The following is a 25,162-nucleotide window of genomic DNA, read 5'->3' as shown; positions in this document are numbered from 1 at the left end:
CGCCGCCTTTTTCATGTCCGGATAAGCCTCTGCGACCGAAGCGGCGATCACTTCACCAGCAGCCAGTCCTCGACCACCAGTGCGTCGAGCCCGCTCGTATAGAACATCAGGATCGCATCCTCGCTGCTGTGCAGGATCGGCTTGCCCATGATGTTGAACGAGGTGTTCAAGATCACCGGCACGCCGGTGAGCGCGTGGAAGGCCGAGATCAGCGCATGATAGCGCGGATTGCGCTCGGCGGTGACGCTCTGCAGGCGCCCGGTCGCGTCCTCGTGGACGACCGCGGGGATACGATCGCGCACCGCCTCCTTCCAGGTCAGGGTGCGCTCCATATAGGGCGCATCCTGGTAGTTCTCGAACCAGTCGGGGCCGTGCTCGGCGAGGATCGAGGGCGCGAAGGGCCGGAAGGCCTCGCGATACTTCACCTTGGCGTTGAGGATGTCCTTGGCGTCAGCGGGGCGCGGATCGGCCAGGATCGAGCGGTTGCCGAGCGCGCGCGGTCCGAACTCGGCCCGTCCCTGCGCCCAGCCGATCAGCTTGCCTTCGGCGAGGAGCCTGGCCGTCGCGGTGATGATCTGGTCAGGCGAGAGTTTCTTCAGGCGCGGCTCCCAGGCTGCCATGCGCTCGAAAGGTTCGGTCGATAGCGACGAGCCGAGATAGGGACTCATCGGCCCCTTCGGTGCCTGCCAGTCCGGGTTCGCCTCGGCATGGGCGAGCCAGGCGGCGCCGATGGCGTTGCCGTCATCGGCCGGGGCGGAGGGGACGTGAACCTGCTTGAAGCCGTGGCGGCCGACAATCTTGCCGTTGAAGGAGGAGTTGAGCGCGCAGCCGCCGGCGAGCACGAGGTTCTCCGACGGGCAGAGCGCCGCCGTCTCGGCGAGCAGCGCCTCCATCATCTCGGCGAAGACGTCCTGGCCGCAGCGCGAGAGATCGGCCCAGCCCTTGTCGAGCGCATCGGCGGGGCGGCGGGCGAGGATCTCGTCGGCGACGCTCTGGACCGTCGCGGCATCGGCGAAGCTGAGCTTGGTACCCTCGACGCGATAGAGCTTGCGCAGCAGTGCGAGCAGCTCAGCGTCGCGTTTGCCATAGGGCGCGAGCCCCATGATCTTCCATTCCTCACCCTTGGCCTGGTCGAAGCCGGCGAGGTCGGTGACGAAGCCGAAATAGAAGCCGATCGATTCGCGGCCGCGATGGCGCTTCAGCTCGGTGAGGCGACCATCCCTGAGCGCGAAGATGGCGGAGGCGCCGGTCTCGCCCATGCCGTCGACGACGAGGCAGGCGGCATCGCGGAAGGGCGACGACCAGGAGGCGTAAGCCGCGTGGCTGAGATGATGGCCGTAGCGCTTCATCCCGGTGACCTTCGCCTCGCCGAAGGCGCGGTCGAGGCCGAGCAAGGTGCCGAGGCCGGCGCGCTGCTGCTGGTGATGCAGGTTGGCGATCAGAGCGCGCTCGCTGCGCTCGGGCACGAGCGAGCGGTTGAAGGCGGGCGAAAGCTTGAGCAGTGAATCGAGGCTGAAGGAGCCAGCGCGGCTCATCTGGTCGAGGAAGCCGGTGAATTCTTCGCCCCAGCTGGTCGCAAGCCTGATTTCGGCGCCCTTGGGGATATAGCGCTTGAGCAGGCTTTCCATCCGCGCCGCCGTGTCCGGCTCGCAGTTCGGCGCGCGCTTGTATTGCAAATAGCGCTCGGCCGCCTCGGCGAACAGGACCTCGCCATTGGGATCGACGATGGCGATGGCGGGGTCGTGGAAGGTGGTGGCGAGGCCGATGGTGTAGCTCATGGCCGGCAGCGTATGGAGCAGCCGGCCGGCCATGGCAAATGTTGCAAACCGGTGACGCGGTGCGGCGGGGTCAGTCGATCACTTGGCGAAGGCGATGCTGTCGGCGATCGCCTTGATCGCCGGCTCGAGCGAGGGATAGGTCGCCTCATCTGCGCTGACGATCATGCGGACGAAGCGACCATCCGGGCCGAGGCCCATATACTGGGCGAAGCGCTTGCGGATCGAACCTTCCGTGGTCGTGCCCGAGAGCATGACGCCGTCCTTGTCGCCGGCGAAGGTGACGGTCTCGCGCTTGGTGATCTCGGCTTTCTCGAAGCCGCGCGTCGTCTGCAGCAGCTTCTCGCCGGCAGCGGCCAGCTGTCCGGCGGCGACCTGTCCGCCGGTCTGATAGCTGACGATCAGCATGGGCTGCGTGCCCTTGGGATCGACGTTCAGCGGGCCCGAGGTCATCAGCACGCCGAGGCCGCCGAAAGTGTCGACCACGCGGAAGGGCTCGGTGGCCCGGACGCGGAAGGGCAAGGCGGCGAGCTTCTCATCGAGCGTCGGTTCGGTGCCGAGCGACACGCTCTTCAGCATGGTCACGACATCGTCGCCGTCCAGATCTGCATCCTCCGGCGCCTGCACCGTGATCATCACGGTCTTGGCGCCCTTGAGCAGAACCATCCATTTGTCGAAGGTCGCGGCGCCGAGCGTCTGCTGGCCGGTCAGGATGCGGCCCTTGCCACCGACGGTCTCGATATCCTCGGCCTCGTCGATGGTGATGTTCTGCTTGGCGAAATTGGTCTTCGCCATCTCCAGATTGCTGAACAGCGTCGAGAGTTGCGGATGCGCCTCGGGCGGCAATTCGACGACGAGCACCGAGGCTTTCGCCTCGACGTTCTCCAGACCAGCAAACTTGGTCGAGGGGGCAAAGCCTTTCAGCGGTGTCAGCGAGACCGTTGTTCCGGAGATCGCGGTGCGCTCCTGGGCCTGTGCGCTGACTGCCAATCCAGCGGCGAGCAAACCACCAAGGGCCAGGCGCAGGGTCGTTCGGGCGGCATGGCGCACTGTGCTCATGTCGAATCGGATCATCGCGTCGCTCCTGTACGATCGGTAGGTCCCGCGTCGCCGACGGCGGGCCATGCTGCAACTGGCTGAGCGGATACAGGTTCACATCCCGCGACCTTGCGATCGAAGGATGAGGCCCGAGCCGCTTGTCGCTCTTGTGCGTGTCAGCGGCGTGATCGACGGGGCGTGACGCTCAGCGCCGGCCGATGGCGGCGCTGATCAGCGCCTTGGCGTCGGCGCCGGCCCATTCGGCCGGGCCTTGCAGCAAGGCGAGCTCGCAGCCGGCAGGGTCGACCAGCAGGCTGATCGGCATGCCCTCGACCTTCTTCACGGCGCGGATGTCCTGGAAAACCTTGGCCTGCGGGTCGGCATAATAGGCGAGGCGGGCGATGTTCTTGTCGGCCAGCCACTTCTTCGGCTTGTCGGGGTGACGCGTGTCGATATTGATCGCCACCACTTCGAAATCGGAGCCGCCGAGCGCGCCCTGGAGGGCATCGAGCGCCGGCATCTCGGTGAGGCAGGGCAGACACCAGGTCGCCCAGAGATTGACCAGCACGGTCTTGCCCCGCAAGGCGGACAGCGTCGTCGGCTTGCCGTCCGGGCCGTTGAAGGCAAGGTCAGGCAGGAGCCCTGGCTGCTTGGCGACCTCGACGGCCGCGACCTCGCCCTTCGCCAGGGGGCGCAACGTCTCGACCTTCGTTGCGGCAGCGCTGCAGACGGAATTGCCGGCTCCACCCCGGACGGAGTAGAAGGCGCCAGCGCCGCCTAACACCAGCAGCGCCAGAGCCCCGCAGGCCACCACTATTTTCGACCGAGACGTCATCGCGCGTCCTTGAAGAGCAGGAAAGACCGCCGTGAGCAACCGCATGTGGGGTGGGCGTTTCGCCACAGGTCCCGACGTCATCATGGAGGAGATCAACGCCTCCATCGATTTCGACCAGCGCCTGTGGCGCCAGGACATCCGCGGCTCGCTCGCGCATGCCGCCATGCTGGCTGAGACCGGCATCCTGACGAAGGACGACGTGGACGTCATCTCGGCCGGACTCAAGGGCATCGAGGCCGAGATCGAGGCGGGGCGCTTCACGTTCTCGCGCGCGCTCGAAGACATCCATATGAATATCGAGAGCAATCTCAAGGAGAGGATCGGGCTCGCGGCCGGGCGCCTGCACACCGCCCGCTCGCGCAACGACCAGGTCGCGACCGACATGCGGCTCTGGGTGCGCGATGCGCTCGACCAGCTCGACGAGCAGGTCGCCGATCTCCAGCTCGCGCTCGCCGAGAAGGCCGAGACCTATGCGGGCGCGGTGATGCCGGGCTTCACCCATCTGCAATCGGCCCAGCCGGTCACCTTCGGCCATCACCTGCTCGCCTATGTCGAGATGCTGGCGCGCGACCGCAGCCGCCTTCGTGACGCCCGCGAGCGCATGAACGAATGCCCGCTCGGCGCCGCCGCGCTCGCCGGCACCTCCTTCCCGATCGACCGGCACATGACCGCCAAGGCGCTCGGTTTCGCCCGGCCGACGGCGAACTCGCTCGATTCGGTTTCGGATCGTGATTTCGTGCTGGAGACGCTGTCGGCCGCCTCGATCTGCGCCATGCACCTGTCGCGCCTCGCCGAGGAGATCGTGCTGTGGGCGACGCCGCAATTCGGCTTCGTCAAGCTCTCCGACAAGTTCTCGACCGGCTCCTCGATCATGCCGCAGAAGCGCAATCCCGACGCGGCCGAATTGGTGCGCGGCAAGGCGGGCCGCGTCTTCGGCGCGCTGCAGGGCCTGCTGACGATGATGAAGGGCCTGCCACTGACCTATTCGAAGGATATGCAGGAGGACAAGGAAGGCACTTTCGACGCGGTGCAGACCCTGTCGCTCTGCCTCGCGGCGAGCGCCGGGATGGTCCGCGACATGCAGCCGGACCTGAAGACGATGAAGAAGGCTGCCGGCCTCGGCTACGCCACGGCCACCGATCTCGCCGATTGGCTAGTGCGCGTGCTGAAGATGCCGTTCCGCGACGCCCACCATGTCACCGGCCGGCTCGTTGGCATCGCCTCGGCCAAGGGCGTCGGGCTGGAGAAGCTCTCACTCGCTGAGATGCAGGAGGTCGAGCCGAAGATCAGCGACGAGATCTTCGCGGTGCTCGGCGTCGAGCGCTCGGTGAAGAGCCGCACCAGCTATGGCGGAACCGCCCCTGCCAATGTGAAGCGGCAGGCCAAGCGCTGGCTCAAGCAATTGGCCAAGGACGCGAAGCCGCAGCCATGATCCCGGCGCAAAGGCTCGCAAGCTGGCGCGCCATTCGCTACACTCGTCCCGAAGCTTCGCCTAAGGATCATCGTTCGTGCCGCAATCCCGCCTGAAACTCGGCCGCACCGTGCTGGTGGTCGGCCTGCTCGGCCTCGCGCTTGCGGCTTGCGGCCGCCGCGGACCCCTTGAGCCGCCGCCGAACGCCAAGAATGCGATCGACCTGCCGGATCAGCAGACCGGCGCGGTCGAGAATACCTTCAACGCGACGGACGCTTCGCCGCTGGGCAAGCCGCCGAAGCGCAACAAGGCGATCGAGATTCCCGAGAAGCCCTTCGTGCTCGACCCGTTGCTCTGAACCGACATGCACCACTTCGCCTATCGCGACGGCGCGCTTTTCGCCGAGGACGTCGACCTGCGCGAGATCGCGGCAGAAGTCGGAACGCCGGTCTATGTCTATTCCTCCGCGACGATCGAGCGGCACTACCGCCTCTATGAGGAGGCGATGAAGTCGACCGCGCCGGGCAAGCCGGCGCATGTCTTCTACGCCATGAAGGCCAACAGCAATCTCGGTGTGCTGAAGACGCTGGCAGCGCTCGGCGCCGGCGCCGACACGGTCTCCGAGGGCGAGATCCGCAAGGCGCTCGCCGCCGGCTTCCCGGCGAGCAAGATCGTCTTCTCCGGCGTCGGCAAGAGCGAAAGCGAGCTCGCCTTCGCCGTCGAGGCCGGCATCTACCAGGTCAATATCGAGACCGAAGGTGAACTCGACCTGCTGTCGAGGGTGGCGCAGCGGCTGGGTAAGCGCCAGGAGGCGGTGTTTCGGGTCAATCCCGACATCGGCGCCGGCGGCCATGCCAAGATCACCACGGGCTCCTCGGCCAACAAGTTCGGTGTTTCCTTCGAGGAAGTGCACCGGCTCTATGCTCGCGCCGCCAATATGGCGGGCGTCAGGATCATGGGGCTCGCCGTGCATATCGGCAGCCAGATCCGCGAGGTCGACGCCTTCGAGGCGGCATACACCAAGATGCGTGATCTCGTGCTGGCGCTGCGGGCCGAAGGGCACCGGGTCGACCGGCTCGACCTCGGCGGCGGGCTCGGCATCCCCTACGAAGTCCCCAGGAATTTCGACCATGGTCCGGGGCTGATCGAGGCTTATGCCGCGATGGTCGCCAGGGTGATGGCTGGCCTCGACGCCGAGCTCGGCTTCGAGCCGGGCCGCCTGATCGTCGGCAATGCCGGCATCCTGCTGACGAAGGTGCTGCATCTCAATCCGCGCCCGACCAAGGAATTCCTCGTCGTCGATGCGGCGATGAACGACCTGATGCGGCCGGCCATGTACGAGGCCTATCACGAGATCTGGCCGGTGGCGGAGCCGGCGGAGGGTGGCAAGACGATCGCCTATGACGTGGTCGGGCCGATCTGCGAATCAGGCGACACGTTCACCACCGGGCGCGAATTGACCGAGCTGAGGCCCGGTGACCTCATCGCCTTCATGACCGCCGGCGCCTACGGCGCCAGCATGTCGTCGACCTACAACCAGCGCCCGCTGGTCGCCGAAGTGCTGGTGAAGGGCGATAAATTCGCGGTGACGCGGCCGCGCCAGACCTATGAAGAGCTGATCGGCACGGATCGTGCTCCGCCTTGGCTGCCCTGACGGCGCTTCACAATTAGCGGAGCCCTGTGGGGTATCGCGCCTCAGCGCTGGTCACGCCACAATCACGTGCTAGCCTGCTTGCTCGATCGATGAAGCCAAGAGAGGCGCCGCGGGGGGCGGCTCGGAGCATCGGATGAGCGAAACACCGCGCCGGACGGCGCTTGACCCAATCGGGACGATCCGCAGAAGGCTGGAGCGGCTTGCTACGGCCTCGCGGCTGTCTCTCGCCTGGGAGCGCCTCTGGCCGAAGCTGTGGGCGCCGCTTTGCGTCGTCCTGCTCTTCCTCGCCGTCTCCTGGTTCGGGCTCTGGCTCAATCTGCCCTGGTGGGGCCGTGCTGCCGGCTCCGCCATCTTTGCACTGCTCCTGCTGGGAAGCTTCTGGCCTGCCGTCACCGGCCGCTGGCCGAGCCGCCGCGAGGCGCTGACCCGACTCGACCATTCGATGGACGGGTCGCATCGTCCGGCGACCTCGCTCGAGGATACGCTCGCGGTCGGCGGCAAGGATCCCGTCTCGCAGGCGCTGTGGACGTTGCATCTGCAGCGCCAGAGCGCCCATGTCGCTGCATTGAAGGTCGCGCCGCCGCAGCCGCGCATGGCCGGGCGCGACAAGCGCGCGCTGCGCGCTGCGCCGCTGGTCGCCGCCGTCGCCGGCTTCTTCGTCGCCGGGCACGAGGCCCTGCCGCGGCTCACCGCCGCCATCGACTGGCGCGGGCCTGCGCTTGCCGCTGCCGCGGTCCGGATCGACGCCTGGATCGACCCGCCCTCCTATACGCGGATGCCGCCGATCCTGATCGATTTCGCCAGGCTCGCCAGCCCGAATTTCAACGTGCCCGAGAAGTCGACCGTAGTGGTGCGCATCGCCGGGCGCAGCGGCATGGATGTCGCGACCACCGGCCGGCTCGACGCCGTTCCGGTCGAGGGCAAGCCGGGCGAAACCAAGGCCGGCGAGACCAAACCGGCTGAGGCCAAGGCTGCGCCGGTGAACACGGTCGCGGTGACCGAGAAGCGCTATCTGGTCGCTGGCGACGGCACCTTGCGCATCACCGGATCGGGCGCCCCGGCGCAGACGCTGAGTCTGCACGCGATCATCGACCAGAAGCCGGAGATCGCCTTCACCCAGCCGCCGAAGGCCGTCAGCGGCGTTCAGGGGGGGCTCGGCCTCAGTTATCGCGGCAAGGACGATTACGGCATCGCCTCGGCCGAGGTGCTGGTCTCGCGCGTCGGGCCGATCACGGGTGGCCGTTCGCTGGTCGAAGCGCCCAAGCAGGTACTGCCGGTGCCGCCTTCCGGTTCCGGCGACGAGGAGATGAAGAGCACGGTCGACTTCTCGGCTCATCCCTGGGCCGGGGCCAAGGTCAATATGAGCCTCTTGGCGCGTGACGAGACCGGACAGGAAGGGCGCAGCGAGACCGTCGAGGTCACACTGCCGCAGCGGACCTTCACCAAGCCGCTGGCCAAGGCGCTGGTCGAGCAGCGGCGCAAGCTCGTCATGGACGTCGACAACCGCAGGAAGGTCCAGCTCGGGCTCGACGCGCTGATGATCGAGCCTGACCGCTTCATGAAGGAGACCGGCGTCTATCTGGGCATGCGGATGATCGGCGAGCGCCTGCGCCGTGCCGCCAGCGATGACCAGTTGCGCGACGCTGCGGAGATGATGTGGGCGCTCGCGTTGCAGATGGAGGATGGCGACCTCTCGGATACCGAGCGGGCGTTGCGGGCCGCTCAGGAGAACCTGGCACAGGCGCTGGAGCGCGGGGCTTCCGAAGAGGAGATGAAGAAGCTCACCGAGGATCTGCGCCGCGCCATGGACCAGTACATGCGCGAACTCGCGCAGCAATGGCAGCGCCAGCAGCAGAATGGTGAGCGGAACCAGGCGCAGATGCCCGAGAACTTCCGCACGGTGACGCCGCGCGACCTGCAGAACATGCTCAACCGCATCGAGGAGCTGACCAGGCGCGGCGATATGGCCGAGGCGCAGCGACTGATGGAGGAGCTCAACAACCTCCTCAACAATCTCAAGACGGCGCGGCCCGGCCAGCAGGACCCGCGCCAGCGTGAGATGAACCAGGCGCTCGGCGATCTCGACCGGATGACGCGCGAGCAGCAGCAATTGCGCGACGAGACCTATCAGCAGGACCAGCAGCGCCAGAACCGCGCCCAGCAGGGCCGCCGCCCCGGCCAGCAGCAGGCGCGGCCCGGCCAGCAGGGCCAGCGCCAGCAAGGGCAGCAGGGCCAACGCGGGCAGCGCGGCCAGCAACCCGGGCAGCAGCCCGGCGAGAACGGCGAAGAGGGCGAAGGCGAGGACGGCCAGAACGCCGAAGGCGGGCAGGGCCAAGGCCAGGGCCTGTCGCAGCGCCAGCAGGCCCTGCGCGAGCGGCTGCAGGAGCTGCAGCGGCGCATGCGCGGCATGGGCGCCGATCCCGGTGAGCTCGGCGAGGCCGAGGACGCTATGCGCGAGGCCGAGGGCCAACTCGGCCAGGGCCAGGATGGCCAGGCGGTCGATTCGCAGGGGCGCGCGCTCGAGGCGCTGCGCAAGGGCGGCCAGAACCTCGCCCAGCAGATGCAGGGCGAGCCCGGCGAGGGCGAGGGCAACGACAACGCCTATGGCGAGCCGGATGGGCGGCCCGCCGGCCGGCCCTCGGCGCAGCAGCGCGACAACAATGATCCGCTCGGGCGACCGCAGCGCCAGCGCGACTGGGCTGATGGCCGCGTGCGTGTGCCGGGCGCCGACGAGAGCGCGACGCAGCGGGCGCGGCGCATCCTCGAAGAGCTGCGCCGGCGCCTCGGCGACCCGATGCGCCCGACCGAGGAGCTCGATTATCTCGAGCGCCTGCTGCGGCGGAATTGAAGAAAGGCCGCGCCTGGCGCGGCCTTTCTCTTAGGGCTCAGCCCGCCCGATTGCCTGAGACGACCGCGAGCGCCGCGATGAAGCGATCGAGATCGGCTTCCGTCAGATAGGGCGCCGGCGAGATGCGGATGGTGTTGCCCTTGGCGACGCCGCCGCGGCGCACCGTCATCACCTTGTGCTGGTCGCGCAGTGCCGCGACGATCGCGTTGCAGTCGGCGGCCGAGCGCTTGCCGGTGAGCGCGAACGAGGTGATGCCGGCGACCATCTCCGGATCATCAGGCGTCTGGATCTCGACGCCCTTGAGCTCGCGCGCTTTGCTGACCCAGTAGTTGCGCAGATGGCGATAACGCGCCTCCTTGGCCTGCGGTCCCACCTCCTGATGCAAGGCTAGCGCAGTGGGGACGGCGAGCTGGGCGGCGAAGTTCGGCGTGCCGGTATGGATGCGCGAACGGACATCGTCCGGCTTGAAGTCCTCGTCGCCGTAATGGGTGTCGATATCGGCCAGGCGCTCGCGGGCGATGTACATGACGCCGACGCCGAGCGGCGCACCGATCCATTTGTGCAGGTTGAAGCCGATGAAGTCGACGCCGAGATCCTTGGCCTTGAAGTCGACCTGGCCCCAGCTATGGGCGGCGTCGAGGATGACGTCGATGCCGCGCGCCTTCGCCATGGCGGCGAGCTCCCTGACCGGCATCATCAGCCCGGTGCGGTGGCTGATATGGGTGAGCAGCAGGAGCTTCGTCTTCGGATTGGCCTTGAGCGCGGCCTCATAGGCCGCTAGCACATTGGCCTTGGTGGCCGGCTCCGGAATGTCGAACTTCGCGACCTCGACGCCGCGCCGGCCCTTCAGCCAGTTCATCGCGTACTGCATCGAATCATAGTCGAGATCGGCATAGAGCACGCCGTCGCCGGCTTTGAGCTTGTTGTAGCCGGCGATCAAGGTCTGCAGCGCTTCGGTGGCGCCGCGGGTCAGCGCGATCTCCTCGCGCGTGACGCCGAGGAAATCCGCCAGTGGCGTGCGGACATTGTCGAGGTCCTGGCCGATCTTGGTGCGGGCGTAGACGGTGTTCTCGAAGTTCACGAAATCGGTCAGGCGCTTGTATTCGGCTTTCACCGGCTCGGCCATGATGCCCCAATAGCCATTCTCGAGGTTCACCATGTCGGGCGTGACGCTGTAGAGGCGGCGAACCGCGTCCCAATAGCCGGTGTCGGTGCCGAGGTTGCCGGTCGGCAGGGCCGGAAGCGAGCGGGCGAGGGCGGGAGCGGCTGCAGCGGCGAGCGCGGCAGTGCCGAGGCCGGCGAGCAATGTGCGGCGATTGAGAGCGGTGTGGTCGGTCATGGCGGGGGCTTTCCTTGGGGCGGGGGCCCTCGCTAGACGCGCGCTGTTTCAGGGCCATGACGGTCCTGCTGGCGAACTTATCCCCGCACGGCGAAACCGGTGCATATTGGCCCAAAGCGCAACTGGGAGTGCCGCCATGTCGATGCAGGGATCGCCAGCCGAAGACGAGCCGATCGAGGAGCCGCAAGCTCCGCGGCAGCCGGATCTCGCGGTTACGGTCGCCCGGCTCGCGCGCCTGGCGCCGATCGGCAAGGCCGAGATCATGAGCAACATCGCCTTGCATTTCGACCGGTTCGCAGCCGAGGCCGATGTAACGACGCTGCTGCGCGTCTGCCATTTCCTGGCCCAGGCCGCGCACGAGACCGACCGGTTCCGGACGCTCGAGGAGAAGGGCGGGAAGGAGCAGTTCGCCAAGTACGAGGGCCGCTCCGACCTCGGCAATGCCGAGCCCGGCGACGGAGCGCGCTATCACGGCCGCGGCATCTTCCAGCTCACCGGCCGCGCCAATTACAAGCGCATTGGCCGGATGGTGAATATCGATCTGGAGGGGCGGCCGGAGCTGGCGCTCGACCCGCGCATCTCGGTCCAGATCGCCTTCGCCTATTGGCGCGACCGCAAGATCAACGCCGCCGCCGACCGCGACGATGCGGCCCGCGTCACCCAATTGATCAATGGCGGCGCCAACGGCCTCGCCGACCGCCGGCGGTTGCTGACGATGGCGAAGGGGATCTGGTTCTAGGCGTCAGCGATGCCCGGCCTTGAGGGCCAGGTCGAGATCGGCATAGAGGTCGTCGATGTCCTCGATGCCGGTCGAGAGGCGCAGCAGGTCGGGCGGGCAGGGCGAGCCGGCGCCCTCGATCGAGGCGCGGTGCTCGATCAGGCTCTCGACGCCGCCGAGCGAGGTCGCCCTCTTATACAGTTCGACATGAGCCGCGGTGGCAATCGCCGCCGCCTCGCCGCCGATCACCTGGACCGAGAGCATGAAGCCGAAGCCGCCTTCCATCTGGCGGGCGGCGATGTCGTGGCCGGGATGCTGCGGCAGGCCGGGATAGAGCACGCGCGAGACCAGCGGATGGGCTGAGAGCTTTTGCGCCAGCGCCATGGCCGAGGCCGACTGGCGCTCCTGCCGGAGATGGAGCGTGCGCATGCCGCGCATCAGGAGATAGGCCTCGAACGGTCCGAGGATGCCGCCCTGGCCCTTGCGGATGGTCTTGATGCGGTTCCAGAACTCATCGTCCTCGCGGGCGCAGAGCGCGCCGGCGACGACGTCGGAATGGCCGTTCAGCACCTTGGTCGCGGCATGCATGACGATGTCGGCGCCGAGCGTCAGCGGGCGGGTATGCACCGGCGAGGCGCAGGTCGAATCGACCGCGAGCTTCGCGCCGGCGGCGCGGGCGATCTTTGCGACCGCGGCGATGTCGGTGATGGTCCAGAGCGGGTTGGACGGGGTCTCGGCCCAGATCAGCTTGGTGACACCGGGCTTCACCGCTTCCCTGAGCCTGGCGAGATCATCGGTCTCGACGAAGTCGATCTTCAGGCCCCAGCGCGTCGCCTCGGTCAAAAGCCAGGCGCGCAGGGCCCAGTACATCACCTTGGAGGCGACGACATGATCGCCCGGCGAGAGCGCCTGGAACACCGCGGTCGCCGCGGCCATGCCGGAGCCGAACAGCAGGGCGCCGGCCCTGGCCTCCTCGAGCATGGCGAGCACGGCCTGCGCCTCGTGCACCGTCTCATTGTCCGGGCGGCCATAGATGAAGCCGGAGGAATAGGCGTTGTCCTCGTCGCGGATATAGGTCGTCGAGACATGGATCGGCGGCACCACCGCCTTCGTCACCGCGTCGATCTTGCCAAGCGCCTGCGCGGCGAGTGAACGAGGGTGTAGCGGGCGCTTCGTCATGGTCGATCCAATTTCTACTATGTGGGAAAATTCATCTCATCGGTGTTATTGCAGCGCAAGAGGCGCGCCTTGCCCCGGGCGCAGAGACACCCCATGCTCGCCGCATGAGCATAGTGACAGACAACACTGAGCGTCGGCCAAACCTGTGGTTTGCCGCAGTTCTCGCGATCTTGCCGGTGGTGGTGGCGTCGCTCATCGGCAGCGCCGTGACAGTGCCGCAGATCCCTGGCTGGTATGCCGGCCTCGCCAAGCCGCCTTTCAATCCGCCGAACTGGCTGTTCGCGCCGGTCTGGACGACGCTGTTCGCGCTGATGGCACTGGCGGCCTTCCGCGTCTGGCGGCTGCCTGGCGATCGGCCGGGCAGGGCGCAAACGCTGCTCGCCTATCACGTCCAGCTCGCGCTCAACATGCTCTGGTCCTGCGCGTTCTTCGGGCTCAACAGCCCGGCAGGCGGCTTGCTCGTCATTGCGCTGCTGCTGGCGGCGATGATCTGGACGATGCGGTGTTTCGCCGGGCTCGGCGACAGATTGTCGGCCGCTCTGTTCGTGCCCTATCTCGCCTGGGCCTCGTTCGCGAGCCTGCTCAACGCCTCGATCTGGTGGTTGAACCGCTAGCCTCGCGATTGCTCAGCCGATCGAGCGCTCGATCACGCGCAGCACCGTCTCGCGCAATTCGGCGATGGTGAAGGGCTTGGTCATCACCTCCGAGACGATCGTCTCCAGGCTCTTGGCCCGCTCGCGCTGCTCGGCATAGCCGGTCATCAGCATGATGGTGAGATCGGGGAATTGCTGCTTGGCGGCGAGCGCCAGCGCGATGCCGTCCATCAGCGGCATGCGGATGTCGGTGAGCAGCAGATCGAAACGGCCCTGTTCGGCCATCAGGATGTCGAGCGCCTCGGCGCCGTCACCTGCGGTCAGGCAGTCATGTCCGTCCATGGCGAGACCACGCGCGACCAGGGCGCGCAGGCTCTCCTCGTCATCGACCACGAGAATGCGCGACATCGCTTCAGATCCCTGGCAGGCCGGCCTGATCGGCGGTTTCGATCACCCCGACATAGGGCAGTTGGCGATAGGAATGGGCGACGTCCATACCGTAGCCGACGACGAAATAATCGGGGCATTCGAAACCGACATAGTCGGCCGTAATGTTGACGGCGCGCTTGCCCGGCTTCTCGAGCAGGATGGCGGTGGAGACGCGTGCGGCGCCGCGTGCGGTGAGCAGGTCCTTGGCGAAGGCAAGCGTGCGGCCGGATTCGAGGATATCGTCGACAAGCAGAACGTGGCGACCGCGAACATCGCTCTGGACGTCGCGCAGAATCTCGACCTGGCCGGAGGAGACCGTGGCGGCGCGATAGCTCGACAGATGGACGAACTCGACCTGTGGGGTCATGCCGGCGCGATGCATGGCGCGGATCAGGTCCGCGACGAACATGAAGCTGCCCTTCAGCACCGCGACGACGAGCAGATTCTCGCCAGCATCGGCAGAAATCTCCGCCGCCATTTCGGCGTTGCGGGCGGCGATAGCCGCTTCGTCATAGAGAACACGGATACGCTGGGGCTGAGACATCGACGACCGTTCCTTTCGGCGCGGGCCTATACCCGCGCAGCCCCGTGATCGCGGGCTAAACTCTTCAGGCCTCAGTCATAGCGTCCATGTGCCGACAATTGAAGCGGCTGGACCCGGGCTGTGCGGGAAATCAGTAGAGGCTGGCGATACCGTCGGGACTACCCGCACCGAAGCGTAACTGGACCGAGCGGCCATCCTGCGGTGGCGAGGCGAGGCGTGCCCGGAAATGCATCAGCTCCGCCGGCTCGAGCGACGGGCGCGGCGGCTCCGTCGTCCAGCTGTAGAGCAGCTTGCCATCGTCGCCCCGCACCATCACCGTGATCGGCGGCACCTTCGTCGTGCCCTTGGCGACGTTGGTGACATCGCCGGAGACGACGAGGAAGCGTCCTTGCGGATCCTGAACCAGTTCGCTCTCGACGGCGCTGAAGGCAAGGCCGCGTACGTTCACCGGCAGGCCGATCTTCGCATAGAGATCGGCGAATTGCGGCACCACTCGCACCACGCGCTCGCGTTGCCAGAGGCCGAGACCGAGCGCAGCGAGGCTGGCGGCCACGAAGACGCCAGCTGCCGCCGATTGCAGGCGCAATGCCGGGTTGCGGGCGCTTGCCCAGCTCCGCTTGCTCCTGGCAGGTGCGGGCTGTGCGGCATCCGGCTGCACAGGCTCGGCTCGCTCGGCCGCGATCGCCGAGATGTCGGCGTCGATCTCGGCGGCACGGCGAAGTTCCTCTTCCAGCTCCGCGGCGGTCTGCTCCGGGGTGGGGGGGCTGGGAAGCTCCGGGATCGCCGCATCGAGGTCGGATTGCAGGACTTCTTCGGTCGGCTGCGCGTCTGCCGTTTGAGCTTGCGGTGCCTCGATCTGCCAGGTCGTCTGGCAGCTGGCGCAACGCACCTTGCGGCCGCCGGTCCCGATCTTGGCCTCGGCGATCTCGTACCGGCTGGCGCAGTTGGGGCAGACGATCAGCATGGCCTTAAAAACGCTCGCTCCGCGCTGCATCCCAAAGGTATCGGTCCGGAGCCTGATCCTCTCGTCGCTGCGCGCAAGCGCAAGCGGGTGCAGCACGCAGCTCCGCCTCTCATAGGGTCGATTTATGGTTAATGTCGCGTAAACCCTGGGCGATGCCCACCTGAGGAAAAAGCGCCCTATGCTTCCCGCTGGCGCTTCGTCTCGGTGTAGGATCGCGCCGGCTCGGCGTTCGTCCGGCGCGATTCGGATGCGAGTGAGCGAGAGGAACTGCGTTGGTTCGGTTCGAGAATGTCGGCTTGCGGTATGGGATGGGACCGGAGGTGCTGAAGGACATCAACTTCAGTATCGCGCCGCGTTCCTTCCAGTACCTGACCGGGCCGTCGGGAGCGGGCAAGACCACGCTGATCCGGCTGGTCCTGATGGCGCTCAAGCCGACGCGCGGCCTGGTCAACCTGTTCGGCCAGGACGTGTCGCGCCTCGACGCCGCCACGCTCACGGATTTCCGTCGGCGCATGGGTGTCGTCTTCCAGGATTTCCGGCTGCTCGACCATCTGACGGTCTACGAGAACGTCGCGCTGCCGCTGCGGGTCACTGGCAAGGAGGAGGCGAGCTATCGCGCCGAGGTCGTCGAGCTCTTGCGCTGGGTCGGGCTCGGCGAGCGCATGCATGCCGTGCCGGCCGTGCTCTCCGGCGGCGAGAAGCAGCGCGCCGCGATCGCGCGGGCCCTGATCAGCCGGCCGCAATTGCTGCTCGCCGACGAGCCGACCGGCAATGTCGACCCGGGCCTCGGCCGCCGCCTGCTCAGGCTGTTCATGGAATTGCAGTCGCTGGGAACGGCGGTGGTGATCGCGACGCACGACATCGCCCTGATGGAGCTCTACGACGCGCCGCGCCTGGTGCTGGCGGATGGGCATCTGCATGTCGATGCCTGACCATCTCGACATGGACGAAGCCGAGGAGGAGCGTCCGCGCAGCGGGCAGCGCCTGCCGGCGAGCCTGCGCCGCGACCAGCCCCTGGTGCCGGTCGATTCGGTCGCAGGGCGCGCGCTCGTCGTCGTTATCGCCATCCTGACCTTCCTCGCGGCGCTCAGCGCCGGAGCGGCGCTACTGGCGGCCCGCGCCTCCGAGCAATGGCGTGGTGCGGTCGCCAACGAGATGACGATCCAGGTCAGGCCCGATCCGCGCCGCAATATCGAGCAGGACATCGCCCGCGCAATCGCGCTCGCGCGGGCCGTGCCGAGCGTGGCCGAAGCGCGGCCGATGCCGCGGGCCGAATCGGACAAGTTGCTCGAGCCATGGCTTGGCGCAGGGCTCGACCTTGTCGAATTGCCAGTGCCGCGATTGATCGTGCTGCGGCTGTCCTCGACCTCCGCCAATGATCTCGTCGCCTTCAGCCAGACGCTGCGGCGCGAGGTGCCGAGCGCGACGCTCGACGACCACCGGCTCTGGGTGCGCCGCCTCTCGACCATGGCGAGCACGATCATCCTGGCCGGCGTCGCCGTGGTGCTGCTGGTGCTGGTGGCGGCCGGGCTGGCCGTCGCGTTCGCCACGCGCGGTGCCATGGCCGGCAGTCGCGATTCGGTCGAGGTGCTGCATTTCGTCGGTGCGACCGACGAGTTCATTGCGCGCGAGTTCCAGACGCGTTTTGTCGCGCTCGGCCTGCGCGGGGGGGCCGCCGGCGGGCTTGCGGCGATCATCGCTATCGCTCTGCTCGGCTTCCTGTCCTCGGCCTGGAGCGCGACGCCCGAGGCCGATCAATTGCAGGCGCTGTTCGGGGCGTTCGAGATCGGCTGGTCCGGCTATGCCGTCGTCACCCTGGTCGCGGCGGTGGTCGCGGCGATCGCGGGACTCGTCTCGCGGCTGACGGTGCGGCATTATCTCAGGGCAATGGGCTGACTCGCTGCGCGGCGGGGTTGTGAAGTGCCGTCATTGTGCCCGATTGGGCGGTTAGTTACCCGATCTCATGGTGCTGCTTGGAACCCGGCAAGGTCATCTTCCCAGTGCTGAGGACAGCCTGGCTGCCCTGCGACCGATGACGACGCTCGCCTCCCCGCGGCGCCGTTGGTTGCGCCGTTTCCTGCTCTGGTCGTTCCTGCTTGGCGGCTTCGCCGTGGCCGCGGGCTATGTCCGGTTCGCCACCGGCCTTTCGATGGCCGAAGCTGTCTCGCCGCCGCGGACCGATGCGATCGTCGTCGTCACCGGTGGGGCGCAGCGGATCGGCGACGCCGTTAGCCTGCTCAATGCCGATCGCGGGCGGCGTTTGCTGATCAGCGGCGTCAACGAGCGGACGAGCCGCGAGGAGCTGGCCAAGCTCAATCCGAGCGCGCGCGAGGCGCTCGCCTGCTGCGTCGATCTCGACTATCGCGCCCGCAACACCATCGGCAACGCGATCGAGGCGCGACGCTGGGTCCGGCGTCACGATTTCCGCTCGCTGCTGCTGGTGACGTCGAACTACCACATGCCGCGTACGCTGCTCGAGTTCGGCCATGCGATGCCGGGCGTACGTGTCGTGTCCCACCCCGTGGTGACCGATCAGGTCGACGTCGCCGGCTGGTGGCGCGACTGGCATACAGTTCGCCTTTTGGTGCCGGAATACCTCAAATACCTCGTCGCAGCGGTGCGCAGCAAACTCGAGACCGACCCCGAGACCTCGCGGCTTTCCGTGATCATCGGCGGGCGCAAGCCGATCTCGCCCAAGCCGGGCGATCAGATCGGCCCCGAGCACGACAAGCGTTCGCGAGCGGCAACGCAGGCGCGCGGAGCCTGATCTCTCCGGCTGGCTCTTGACGCGCCCGGGCCGCCGGGGTTCTTGCGGATCATGCTGCTGATCCGCTCTCTCCTGTTCAACGTCGCCTTCTATCTGAACCTCGCATTCTGGCTGCTCGCGGCCATGGTGACGATGGTGCTGCCGCCGCGTTTCCTGCTGAAGGTTGCGCTGTGCTGGGCCGAGACTTCGCTTTGGTGGATGCGGGTGATCGTCGGGACGCGCTACGAGATCACAGGCGTGGAGAACATTCCGGCCGGCGGCCTGATGATGGCGGCCAAGCACCAGTCGACCTGGGAGACCTTCGCGCTGGTCACGGTGTTCCGCAATCCCGTCTACATCCTCAAGCGCGAACTGACCTGGCTGCCCTTCTTCGGCTGGTGCCTGATCAAGCTCAGGATGATCCCGGTCGATCGCGGCGCCCGCAGCCGGGCGCTGCAGGAGGTGACCCGGCGCGCCAAGGTCGAGCTCGGCCAGAACGGCCGCCAGCTGATGATCTTCCCGGAAGGAACGCGCCGGCCGGCCGGCGCCGAGCCGGCCTACAAATACGGCGTTACCCATCTCTATGCCGAGCTCGGCGTGCCTTGCGTGCCCGTCGCGCTCAATGCCGGGCTGTACTGGCCGCGCCGCAGCCTGATCAAGCGGCCGGGTACGATCCGTGTCGAGATCCTGCCGCCGATCCCGCCGGGGATGGACAAGGTGGCGTTCCACGCCCTGCTGCAGGAGCAGATCGAGACCGCGAGCAACCGGCTGCTGGCCGACGGTCTCGCCGAGCTCGACCGGCTCGGCGTGCCACCTCCTGTCAGCATACGTCAGGAGGCGCAGCCCAGCGCCTGATCGGCCTTGACAAGGGGCTCGAGTGTTCCGATTTTGTTCTGGAACAAAGGAGGAACGACATGGCTGCTTTGGCCCGAGCCCGTTTCCCATTCGACCGCAACCGGTCGATCGACAAGATGCCGCGTCAGCTCAATCTGCTGGAGGCGCTCCAGCCCGCCAAGGCGGAGCGCGCTGTTCCGCTGTTCGATGACGCTGTCGTCGTGCCGGGGCAGGTGCGCGAGATGCCGCTGCGCGCTACCGCCCAGCTCGCCGAGCGCCGCTTCACCGCCTGGCGCGGCCGTACCGGCCGGCGCTATGTCGCCTCGGTCTTCGCCATTCAGGACGGGCACGCGCTCGGCTTCAGCGATGCGGTGCTGCTGGCAGTGTCGCCGGACCGCAAGATCGTCGCGGCGCGTGACAGCGGGCCGTTCGGCATCGACGCGGCGCTGACGCGCTGGCGCGACGCCGTCGCCATGGCCGGCGCCAGCGAGATCCACATTCATCTCCTGGCCGAAGATGGCGCCGGCCGCCGCGCGGTGCTCTGCGACCTGGTGCCCGAGGCGTGAGCGCTCAGGGCGACGCCGGCCCGCCAGCCTTGTCGAGCTCGGCGACGAGATGCGCCAGCAGCGGATCGTGGATGCCCATCTCGTGCAAATGCTCATGGGTGCGCCGGACATAGTCCGGGTTCTCCCCCGAGACGCCTTTGCCCTGCCGGACGAAGGCCAGCACCGCCTCTTCCTGCAGGCGACCGGCATACTGATAGTGGTCGCGGTCGGCGATATAGGTGAGCGCATTGAGGCGTCTGCCGTCGTCGAGCCGCAGCGTCAGCCGTCGTTCGAGATAGACCGCGGTCGCCTGCTCGCGGGCGCGCAGGTAGTCGATCGTCTCTTCGGCCTGGTCGGCGGCGACGCGGAAGGCGACGCCGCGGCAGATGCCTCCGCGATCGAGGCCGAGCACCAGGCCGGGCACCTCGGGCGTGCCACGATGGACGTGCGAATAGATGCAGAGCGCGCGGTGGTAGCCGTGCAGGCGCGCGCTGGCGCGCTCGACGAAGGCAAAGCCGGGACGCCAGATCAGCGAACCGTAGCCGAACACCCAGAGATCTTCCGGCGGAAGCGGCCCCGTCATCCGATCCTCACAATTTAGCCCGCTTGCCTCGCCAGAGAGGCAAGCGCGATCCGTTGGCGGATAATCTCCGCCAGCGCTGGCGCGCTGCGGCCCCGGTCGCTATCAACCTGCCGAGATTTTCGCAATGGAGCGCCCGCGCATGTCTGATATCACGCCCGTGCGCCGGCATGGCCGCTTCTGGCTCTACGCGCCCTTCGTGCTGCTGGCGCTGCTCGCCGCTGGCTGGTCGAGCATCTGGGGCTTCGCGCGCAGCAAGGTCGACCAGGAACTCGATGCCGGCATCGCCCGCGAGGCACGGGCCGGGCGCAACTGGACCTGTCGCGAGCGCAGCGTCGGCGGCTATCCCTTCCGCATCGAGGTGCGCTGCGCCAGCCTGACGCTGACGTCCACGCGCTGGGGCGACGAGGTCAAGGTCGATGCCGGGCCGGCGGTCGCCGTCGCGCAGGTCTGGACCCCAGGCCACATCATCCTGCAGATGACCGGGCCGATGCTGGCGAACCTGCCGCAGGGGCGCAAGGCGGCGCTCGACTGGAAGGGGTTGGCCGCGAGCCTGCATCTCAGCGGGCTCGCCTTCGAGCGCTTCTCGCTGGTGCTGGGCGAGCCGGTGCTGACCGTCACCGAGCCCGGGCAGGAAGCTGCCGAGACCTGGCGGGCGAATGCCGCAGAAGCGCATCTGCGGCCCAACCCGCAGCGCTTTGCCAGCGAGGGGACAGTCGATCTTGCGGTCAACGCCAAGGGTGGCGTGCTGCCGGCGCTGGAAGCGCTGATCGGCAATGGCCAGCTCGCCGATCTCGATCTGCAGGCCAGCCTGTCGCAGGCGCCGTCGTTCCGGCGCGGCTTCAATCCCGATGCGCTCGAAGCCTGGCGAACCGCAGGCGGCGGGCTGGAGGTGACCAAGCTCGTCCTGACCAAGGGGCCGACGCGGCTCGAGGCGACCGGCCTGGTGGCGCTCGACGAGGCGCACCGGCCAGCCGGCAAGATCGCGGCGGCGGTCGCCGGTGTCGACCGTATCGCCGGCATCAAGGTCGGCGGCCTGACCGCGGGCCTCGGCGCCTTGCTCGGCGGGCGCAGCGATGGTGGGCAAAGCAATACGGCGGCAGGGCTTTCGCCGCTGCCGCCGCTGGTCCTGCGCGAAGGCAGGGTTTTCCTCGGGCCGCTCAGACTGCCCTTGCAGCCGTTGCAGCCGCTTTACTGATCAGGCGGCGGGCAGGGCTGCCCGCGGCGCCTCGATCTTCACCAGCGCCTTCTTGACCGCGTCCTGCACCTTCTCGAAGGCGCGGACCTCGATCTGGCGGACGCGCTCGCGCGAGACGCCGAACTCCTCGGAGAGTTCCTCCAGGGTGATCGGGTCTTCGGCAAGGCGGCGCGCCTCGAAGATGCGGCGCTCGCGATCGTTGAGAACGCCCAGCGCCTCGCGCAGCGCCAGATGGCGGTTGTCGCTCTCTTCGGAATCGGCGAGGCGGCGCTCCTGGCTCTCGCTATCGTCGACCAGCCAGTCCTGCCACTCGCCTTCGCCGTCCTCGCGCAGCGGCGTGTTCAGCGAGGCGTCACCGCCGAGGCGGCGGTTCATGTCGATCACGTCCTGCTCGTTGACGCCGAGCTTGGTCGCGATGCTCTTGACCTGATCAGGCTTGAGATCACCCTCGCCGAGCGCCGAAATCTTGCTCTTGGCCTTGCGCAGGTTGAAGAACAGCTTCTTCTGGTTGGCGGTGGTGCCCATTTTCACCAGCGACCAAGAGCGCAGGATGTACTCCTGGATCGAGGCCTTGATCCACCACATCGCATAGGTCGCGAGCCGGAAGCCCTTGTCGGGCTCGAAGCGCTTGACCGCCTGCATCAGGCCGACATTGCCCTCCGACACGACTTCGCCCATCGGCAGGCCGTAGCCGCGATAGCCCATGGCGATCTTGGCGACGAGGCGCAGATGCGAGGTCACGAGCCGGTGGGCCGCATCGCGGTCGCCATGCTCGCGCCAGCTCTTGGCCAGCATGAATTCCTCGTTCGGTTCCAGCATCGGGAACCGACGAATCTCGTCCAGATAACGTGAAAGTCCGCCCTCCGCGGACATGACGGGCAACGACGCAGTCGCCATGCTCGTACTCCTTTCCGGCTCCCGCTGAACGGCGAGCCAACCACCCGATGTTCCATCGGGCAGGATCATCCGGTGCACTGCCTCGGCGACGACTTCCGTCCAGTCACCTGCCGTGCACCCAGCGGCGCCCCTTTAGCCATCCGCTTTCGCAGCGCAGTATAGACGATGCGAGGGTGGCGGAAAGTGGGCGGCGCAGCAAAAATCAGTCACAGGATCGAGAGTTCTGCTTGCAAACGTGCAAAGTCGGCGGGCGGTTCCGACTCGAAGCGCAATTCCTCGCCGGTGACCGGATGCTCGAAACCGAGCAGGCGCGCATGCAATGCCTGGCGCCCGAGATCGGCGAGTGCTGTCCGGGCATTTTCGGGCAGGCGGCTCGCCTTGGTCATGAAGCCGGAGCCGTAGAGCTGGTCGCCGAGCAGCGGGTGGCCGATATGGCTCATATGGACGCGGATCTGGTGGGTGCGGCCGGTCTCGAGCTGGCATTCGACCAGGCTCGCCAGTGCCTCGACCTCCTCGTGGCCGCGTAGCAGAGGGGGGTAGCGCTCGATCAGCTCGATATGGGTGATCGCCTCGCGGCCGCGGCCCTCGCCGACCACCATCATCTTCTCGCGATTGCGGTTGGAACGCTCGATCGGCGCGTCGATCGTGCCGGTCTGCCGGCGCGGCGCGCCCCAGACCAGCGCGAGATAGGCCCGCTCCAGCGGTCCGGTGCGGCCATGGTCGGCGAACTGCTTGGCGAGGCCGCGATGGGCCTTGTCGTTCTTGGCGACGACGAGCAGGCCGCTGGTGTCCTTGTCTAGCCGGTGGACGATGCCGGGCCGGCGCACGCCGCCGATGCCCGAAAGGCTCTCGCCGCAATGGGCGATCAGCGCGTTGACGAGCGTGCCGTCCTCATGACCGCCGGCAGGGTGGACGACGAGCCCGGCGGGCTTGTCGATCACGATCAGGTGCTCGTCCTCGAAGACGACGGTGAGCGGGATGTCCTGGCCGATCGGCGCGGCCGGCTTGGCCTCGGGCATGACGAGGCTGAGGCGCTGGCCGGCGGCGACCTTACGGCTGGCATCGGCGACGACCGTCCCGTCGATGCTGACGCCGCCCTCCTTGATCACCTGCTGCAGACGGGCGCGCGAGACCTCGCCGCCGAGCAGAGCGAGGGCTTTGTCGAGGCGCAGGCCGGCCTGTTCGGGTGCGATGACGAGTTCGGTGGCAGGTTGCGGGGTGGCGGTTTCGGGTGTGGTCATGCGCCGTCTATAGGCGCGCGGCGCTTAAACTGCACCTGTCGATGCAAGGGATCGCACGTGTCATTCGCGGCCGCAGTACCGAGAATGACACGCGCTGCGGCCTCAGCTGAAGATCCGGAACCGGCCCTTGGCCTCGCCCGGCGCCTGCTGCTCCGGGCCGGGATCGTCCGGTGCATGCGCGACCGGGAAGACGACCGGCGCGGGTTTGGCCTGCTGTGGTGTCGGTTTTGTCGTCGCCGGCGCGATCCCGACGACCGGCTCGGCCGGAGGAGGGGCTGCCGCGACGGAGGTTTCCGGCTTGATCTCGACCTTGGGTTCCGGCTTTGGCTCGACCTTGGGCTCGGATTTGGGCGGCTCGGGTGCAGGCGGCGGAGCGAGTCCGGCCGCTGCCGGAATTGTCACCGCTTCGGCGACCTCCGCCTTGCCTTCGAGCAGCGGCGCCGAGGGATCGTCGAGATCGGCGAGGACGTCGTCGTCGAGATGCGAGCCCTGGCTGCCGAGCGTCGCTGGCGGCACGGTCCAGACGAAGGCGTCGAGCCGGCCCGAGATCGGCGAGACCGGCAGCCATTGATCGGAAACGAGGCCGTCGGCGACCCAGGCGGCGTCACGCGGTGCGCGAGTGGCACGGGCCAGCCATTCGCGGACGCGGCCGGTGGCGCCGTGCTCGGCCTCCTCCAGCTCGGCCATCAGCAGACAGGCGCGGACCGAGGCGCCGCCGGCAAGCAGTGGCTTCAGGGTGGCACGGGCGCGGGCGAAATCCTGGGCGTGGATGGCGGCGCCGGCCAGGGCCAGCACGCCCTCGGGATCGGCGGGCCTGAGCTTGGTCAGCGTCTCCGCCCGGGCGAGACGGTCGCGGGCGCTGTCGCCCGGGCGGACATCGAGATAGGCACCGGCGATATCGGGATGCGAGACCTGCTTCCAGGCCGCTTCCAGCAGCCGCGCCGCCTTCTTGATGTCGCCGCGTTCCGACAGCATCCGGCCGGCGAGGGCGGCTGCAGGCGTGAGGCCAGGCGCAAGCTTGATCGCTTCGAGCGCGGCGGCAAGGGCCTTCTCCGGCTCGCGATCCTTGGCTTCGAGCGCTTCGGCGGCGAGCAGGACGGCGCGCTGGCGCTTGGCCTCGCCCTTGTCGGCGAGGCGCAGCGCGGCGCGGCGCTCGACCGCGGTACGGGCCGCCTGCCAGTCACCGGCGGCAGTGTGGAAGTCGAGCAGGGCGTCATTGGCCCAGGCCAGAGAAGGCGAGCGGCGCACCGCATCATCGGCGAAAGCACGGGCGGCGGCCATGTCACCACGCCGACGCGCCTCGACGAAGAGCCCGCGCAGGCCGAGCACACGGGTCTCGGGCTTGTCGAGCATCGCCTTGAAGGCGGCCTCGGCCTGGCCGCGATCGCCCGAGAGCTGGGCCGATTGCGCCTCGAGCAGCAGCGTCAGCGGCTCATTGGCGGCGAATTTGCGGGCATCGACGGCATGGCGCCCGGCGGCGACGGGATCGCCCGCGCCGATCGCGACCATGCCGCGCGAGATCGCCTCGAAGCCGCGGGCACGGCGGCGGGCGCGCGAGGCGAAGCCGAAGGCGGAGGGCAGGCCGAAGACGAAGCGCAAGATCGCCCAGGCGACCATCACCAGGAAAGCGAGGATGACGACGGCGATCGCTGCGATGGCAACAGTGCTGCGATATTCCAGCCCCTGCCAGACGACGAGGACTTCACCCGGCCGATCTGCCAGCCAGACGGCGCCGGCGGCGAGCAGTGCGATAACGAAGAGATAGACCAGTACGCGAACCATCGGGATCTATCC

24 protein-coding genes are annotated in these 25,162 nt (G+C 67.8%); 12 read left to right on the top strand and 12 right to left on the bottom strand.

Annotated elements, in window-relative coordinates:
* Nucleotides 1–47 precede the first annotated feature (47 nt).
* From AC07O0_RS13910 to tlpA, 3 genes are all read right to left on the bottom strand, one after another.
* A complete protein-coding gene (locus AC07O0_RS13910; protein ID WP_494624220.1) occupies nt 48–1,778 on the bottom strand; it encodes a carbamoyltransferase family protein in 1,731 nt (576 codons plus the stop codon).
* Nucleotides 1,779–1,856: 78 nt separating this feature from the next.
* On the bottom strand, nt 1,857–2,849 hold the full coding sequence (locus AC07O0_RS13905) for a hypothetical protein (RefSeq protein ID WP_494623934.1): 993 nt from the start codon (nt 2,847–2,849) through the stop codon (nt 1,857–1,859).
* Nucleotides 2,850–3,018: 169 nt separating this feature from the next.
* Nucleotides 3,019–3,648: a thiol:disulfide interchange protein TlpA gene (gene tlpA / locus AC07O0_RS13900; RefSeq protein WP_494623932.1), complete on the bottom strand. Its 630-nt coding sequence runs from the start codon at nt 3,646–3,648 to the stop codon at nt 3,019–3,021.
* A gap of 31 nt (nt 3,649–3,679) precedes the next feature.
* Here tlpA and argH point away from each other — a divergent pair, with 31 nt between their 5' ends.
* The 4 genes from argH (at nt 3,680) to AC07O0_RS13880 (ending at nt 9,561) form a co-directional block, all read left to right on the top strand.
* Nucleotides 3,680–5,080 (top strand): argininosuccinate lyase, encoded by a 1,401-nt coding sequence (gene argH, locus AC07O0_RS13895; RefSeq protein ID WP_494623930.1) that lies wholly within the window; start codon nt 3,680–3,682, stop codon nt 5,078–5,080.
* A 76-nt stretch (nt 5,081–5,156) separates the two neighbouring features.
* Nucleotides 5,157–5,417: an LPS translocon maturation chaperone LptM gene (lptM, locus tag AC07O0_RS13890; RefSeq protein WP_494623928.1), complete on the top strand. Its 261-nt coding sequence runs from the start codon at nt 5,157–5,159 to the stop codon at nt 5,415–5,417.
* A gap of 6 nt (nt 5,418–5,423) precedes the next feature.
* Entirely contained in the window at nt 5,424–6,713 is a 1,290-nt protein-coding gene (lysA, locus tag AC07O0_RS13885) for a diaminopimelate decarboxylase (protein ID WP_494623926.1), read from the top strand.
* Between the two features lie 133 nt (nt 6,714–6,846).
* Nucleotides 6,847–9,561 (top strand): TIGR02302 family protein, encoded by a 2,715-nt coding sequence (locus AC07O0_RS13880; protein ID WP_494623924.1) that lies wholly within the window; start codon nt 6,847–6,849, stop codon nt 9,559–9,561.
* 37 nt (nt 9,562–9,598) lie between these two features.
* Here AC07O0_RS13880 and AC07O0_RS13875 read toward each other — a convergent pair whose 3' ends face one another.
* Nucleotides 9,599–10,900 carry an aminotransferase class V-fold PLP-dependent enzyme gene (locus AC07O0_RS13875; protein WP_494623922.1) on the bottom strand — a complete coding sequence of 434 codons (1,302 nt, stop codon included), beginning with the start codon at nt 10,898–10,900 and terminating at the stop codon, nt 9,599–9,601.
* Between the two features lie 136 nt (nt 10,901–11,036).
* On the opposite strand from AC07O0_RS13875, the gene AC07O0_RS13870 reads away from it, so the two are divergent.
* A complete protein-coding gene (locus tag AC07O0_RS13870; protein ID WP_494623920.1) occupies nt 11,037–11,639 on the top strand; it encodes a glycoside hydrolase family 19 protein in 603 nt (200 codons plus the stop codon).
* 3 nt (nt 11,640–11,642) lie between these two features.
* On the opposite strand, the gene AC07O0_RS13865 is transcribed toward AC07O0_RS13870, so the two are convergent.
* Nucleotides 11,643–12,797: a trans-sulfuration enzyme family protein gene (locus AC07O0_RS13865; protein WP_494623918.1), complete on the bottom strand. Its 1,155-nt coding sequence runs from the start codon at nt 12,795–12,797 to the stop codon at nt 11,643–11,645.
* Nucleotides 12,798–12,901: 104 nt separating this feature from the next.
* Here AC07O0_RS13865 and AC07O0_RS13860 point away from each other — a divergent pair, with 104 nt between their 5' ends.
* Nucleotides 12,902–13,411: a TspO/MBR family protein gene (locus AC07O0_RS13860; RefSeq protein ID WP_494623916.1), complete on the top strand. Its 510-nt coding sequence runs from the start codon at nt 12,902–12,904 to the stop codon at nt 13,409–13,411.
* A gap of 12 nt (nt 13,412–13,423) precedes the next feature.
* On the opposite strand, the gene AC07O0_RS13855 is transcribed toward AC07O0_RS13860, so the two are convergent.
* The 3 genes from AC07O0_RS13855 to AC07O0_RS13845 form a co-directional block, all read right to left on the bottom strand.
* On the bottom strand, nt 13,424–13,798 hold the full coding sequence (locus AC07O0_RS13855; RefSeq protein ID WP_454025021.1) for a response regulator: 375 nt from the start codon (nt 13,796–13,798) through the stop codon (nt 13,424–13,426).
* Between the two features lie 4 nt (nt 13,799–13,802).
* Entirely contained in the window at nt 13,803–14,363 is a 561-nt protein-coding gene (hpt, locus tag AC07O0_RS13850) for a hypoxanthine phosphoribosyltransferase (protein WP_454025020.1), read from the bottom strand.
* A 130-nt stretch (nt 14,364–14,493) separates the two neighbouring features.
* Complete coding sequence (locus AC07O0_RS13845) at nt 14,494–15,327, bottom strand: zinc finger domain-containing protein (protein WP_494623913.1); 834 nt, start codon at nt 15,325–15,327, stop codon at nt 14,494–14,496.
* A gap of 272 nt (nt 15,328–15,599) precedes the next feature.
* Here AC07O0_RS13845 and ftsE point away from each other — a divergent pair, with 272 nt between their 5' ends.
* The 5 genes from ftsE (at nt 15,600) to AC07O0_RS13820 (ending at nt 19,473) form a co-directional block, all read left to right on the top strand.
* A complete protein-coding gene (gene ftsE, locus AC07O0_RS13840) occupies nt 15,600–16,259 on the top strand; it encodes a cell division ATP-binding protein FtsE (RefSeq protein WP_494623911.1) in 660 nt (219 codons plus the stop codon).
* The gene (locus AC07O0_RS13835; RefSeq protein ID WP_494623909.1) at nt 16,246–17,223 is read left to right on the top strand and encodes a cell division protein FtsX; all 978 of its coding nucleotides are present in this window, start codon (nt 16,246–16,248) and stop codon (nt 17,221–17,223) included. Before ftsE ends, AC07O0_RS13835 begins: the two co-directional genes overlap by 14 nt.
* A gap of 169 nt (nt 17,224–17,392) precedes the next feature.
* Nucleotides 17,393–18,094: a YdcF family protein gene (locus tag AC07O0_RS13830; RefSeq protein ID WP_494623907.1), complete on the top strand. Its 702-nt coding sequence runs from the start codon at nt 17,393–17,395 to the stop codon at nt 18,092–18,094.
* Nucleotides 18,095–18,145: 51 nt separating this feature from the next.
* Entirely contained in the window at nt 18,146–18,928 is a 783-nt protein-coding gene (locus AC07O0_RS13825; protein WP_494623905.1) for a lysophospholipid acyltransferase family protein, read from the top strand.
* Nucleotides 18,929–18,987: 59 nt separating this feature from the next.
* The gene (locus tag AC07O0_RS13820) at nt 18,988–19,473 is read left to right on the top strand and encodes a hypothetical protein (protein ID WP_494623903.1); all 486 of its coding nucleotides are present in this window, start codon (nt 18,988–18,990) and stop codon (nt 19,471–19,473) included.
* A 4-nt stretch (nt 19,474–19,477) separates the two neighbouring features.
* Here the strand turns inward: AC07O0_RS13820 and AC07O0_RS13815 are convergent, their stop codons facing one another.
* Nucleotides 19,478–20,035 carry a gamma-glutamylcyclotransferase gene (locus AC07O0_RS13815; protein WP_494623901.1) on the bottom strand — a complete coding sequence of 186 codons (558 nt, stop codon included), beginning with the start codon at nt 20,033–20,035 and terminating at the stop codon, nt 19,478–19,480.
* A 139-nt stretch (nt 20,036–20,174) separates the two neighbouring features.
* Here AC07O0_RS13815 and AC07O0_RS13810 point away from each other — a divergent pair, with 139 nt between their 5' ends.
* Nucleotides 20,175–21,230 carry a DUF2125 domain-containing protein gene (locus AC07O0_RS13810; protein ID WP_494623899.1) on the top strand — a complete coding sequence of 352 codons (1,056 nt, stop codon included), beginning with the start codon at nt 20,175–20,177 and terminating at the stop codon, nt 21,228–21,230.
* Here the strand turns inward: AC07O0_RS13810 and rpoH are convergent, their stop codons facing one another.
* The 3 genes from rpoH to AC07O0_RS13795 form a co-directional block, all read right to left on the bottom strand.
* Nucleotides 21,231–22,127 (bottom strand): RNA polymerase sigma factor RpoH, encoded by an 897-nt coding sequence (gene rpoH, locus AC07O0_RS13805; protein WP_454025011.1) that lies wholly within the window; start codon nt 22,125–22,127, stop codon nt 21,231–21,233.
* 206 nt (nt 22,128–22,333) lie between these two features.
* Nucleotides 22,334–23,368 carry an RluA family pseudouridine synthase gene (locus tag AC07O0_RS13800; protein ID WP_494623897.1) on the bottom strand — a complete coding sequence of 345 codons (1,035 nt, stop codon included), beginning with the start codon at nt 23,366–23,368 and terminating at the stop codon, nt 22,334–22,336.
* A gap of 102 nt (nt 23,369–23,470) precedes the next feature.
* Complete coding sequence (locus AC07O0_RS13795; protein WP_494623895.1) at nt 23,471–25,150, bottom strand: heme biosynthesis protein HemY; 1,680 nt, start codon at nt 25,148–25,150, stop codon at nt 23,471–23,473.
* Nucleotides 25,151–25,162 lie beyond the last annotated feature (12 nt).

This window comes from Allobosea sp. GW821-FHT10B12, from assembly GCF_059415545.1.
This window is presented reverse-complemented; position numbering and strand designations above follow the sequence as displayed.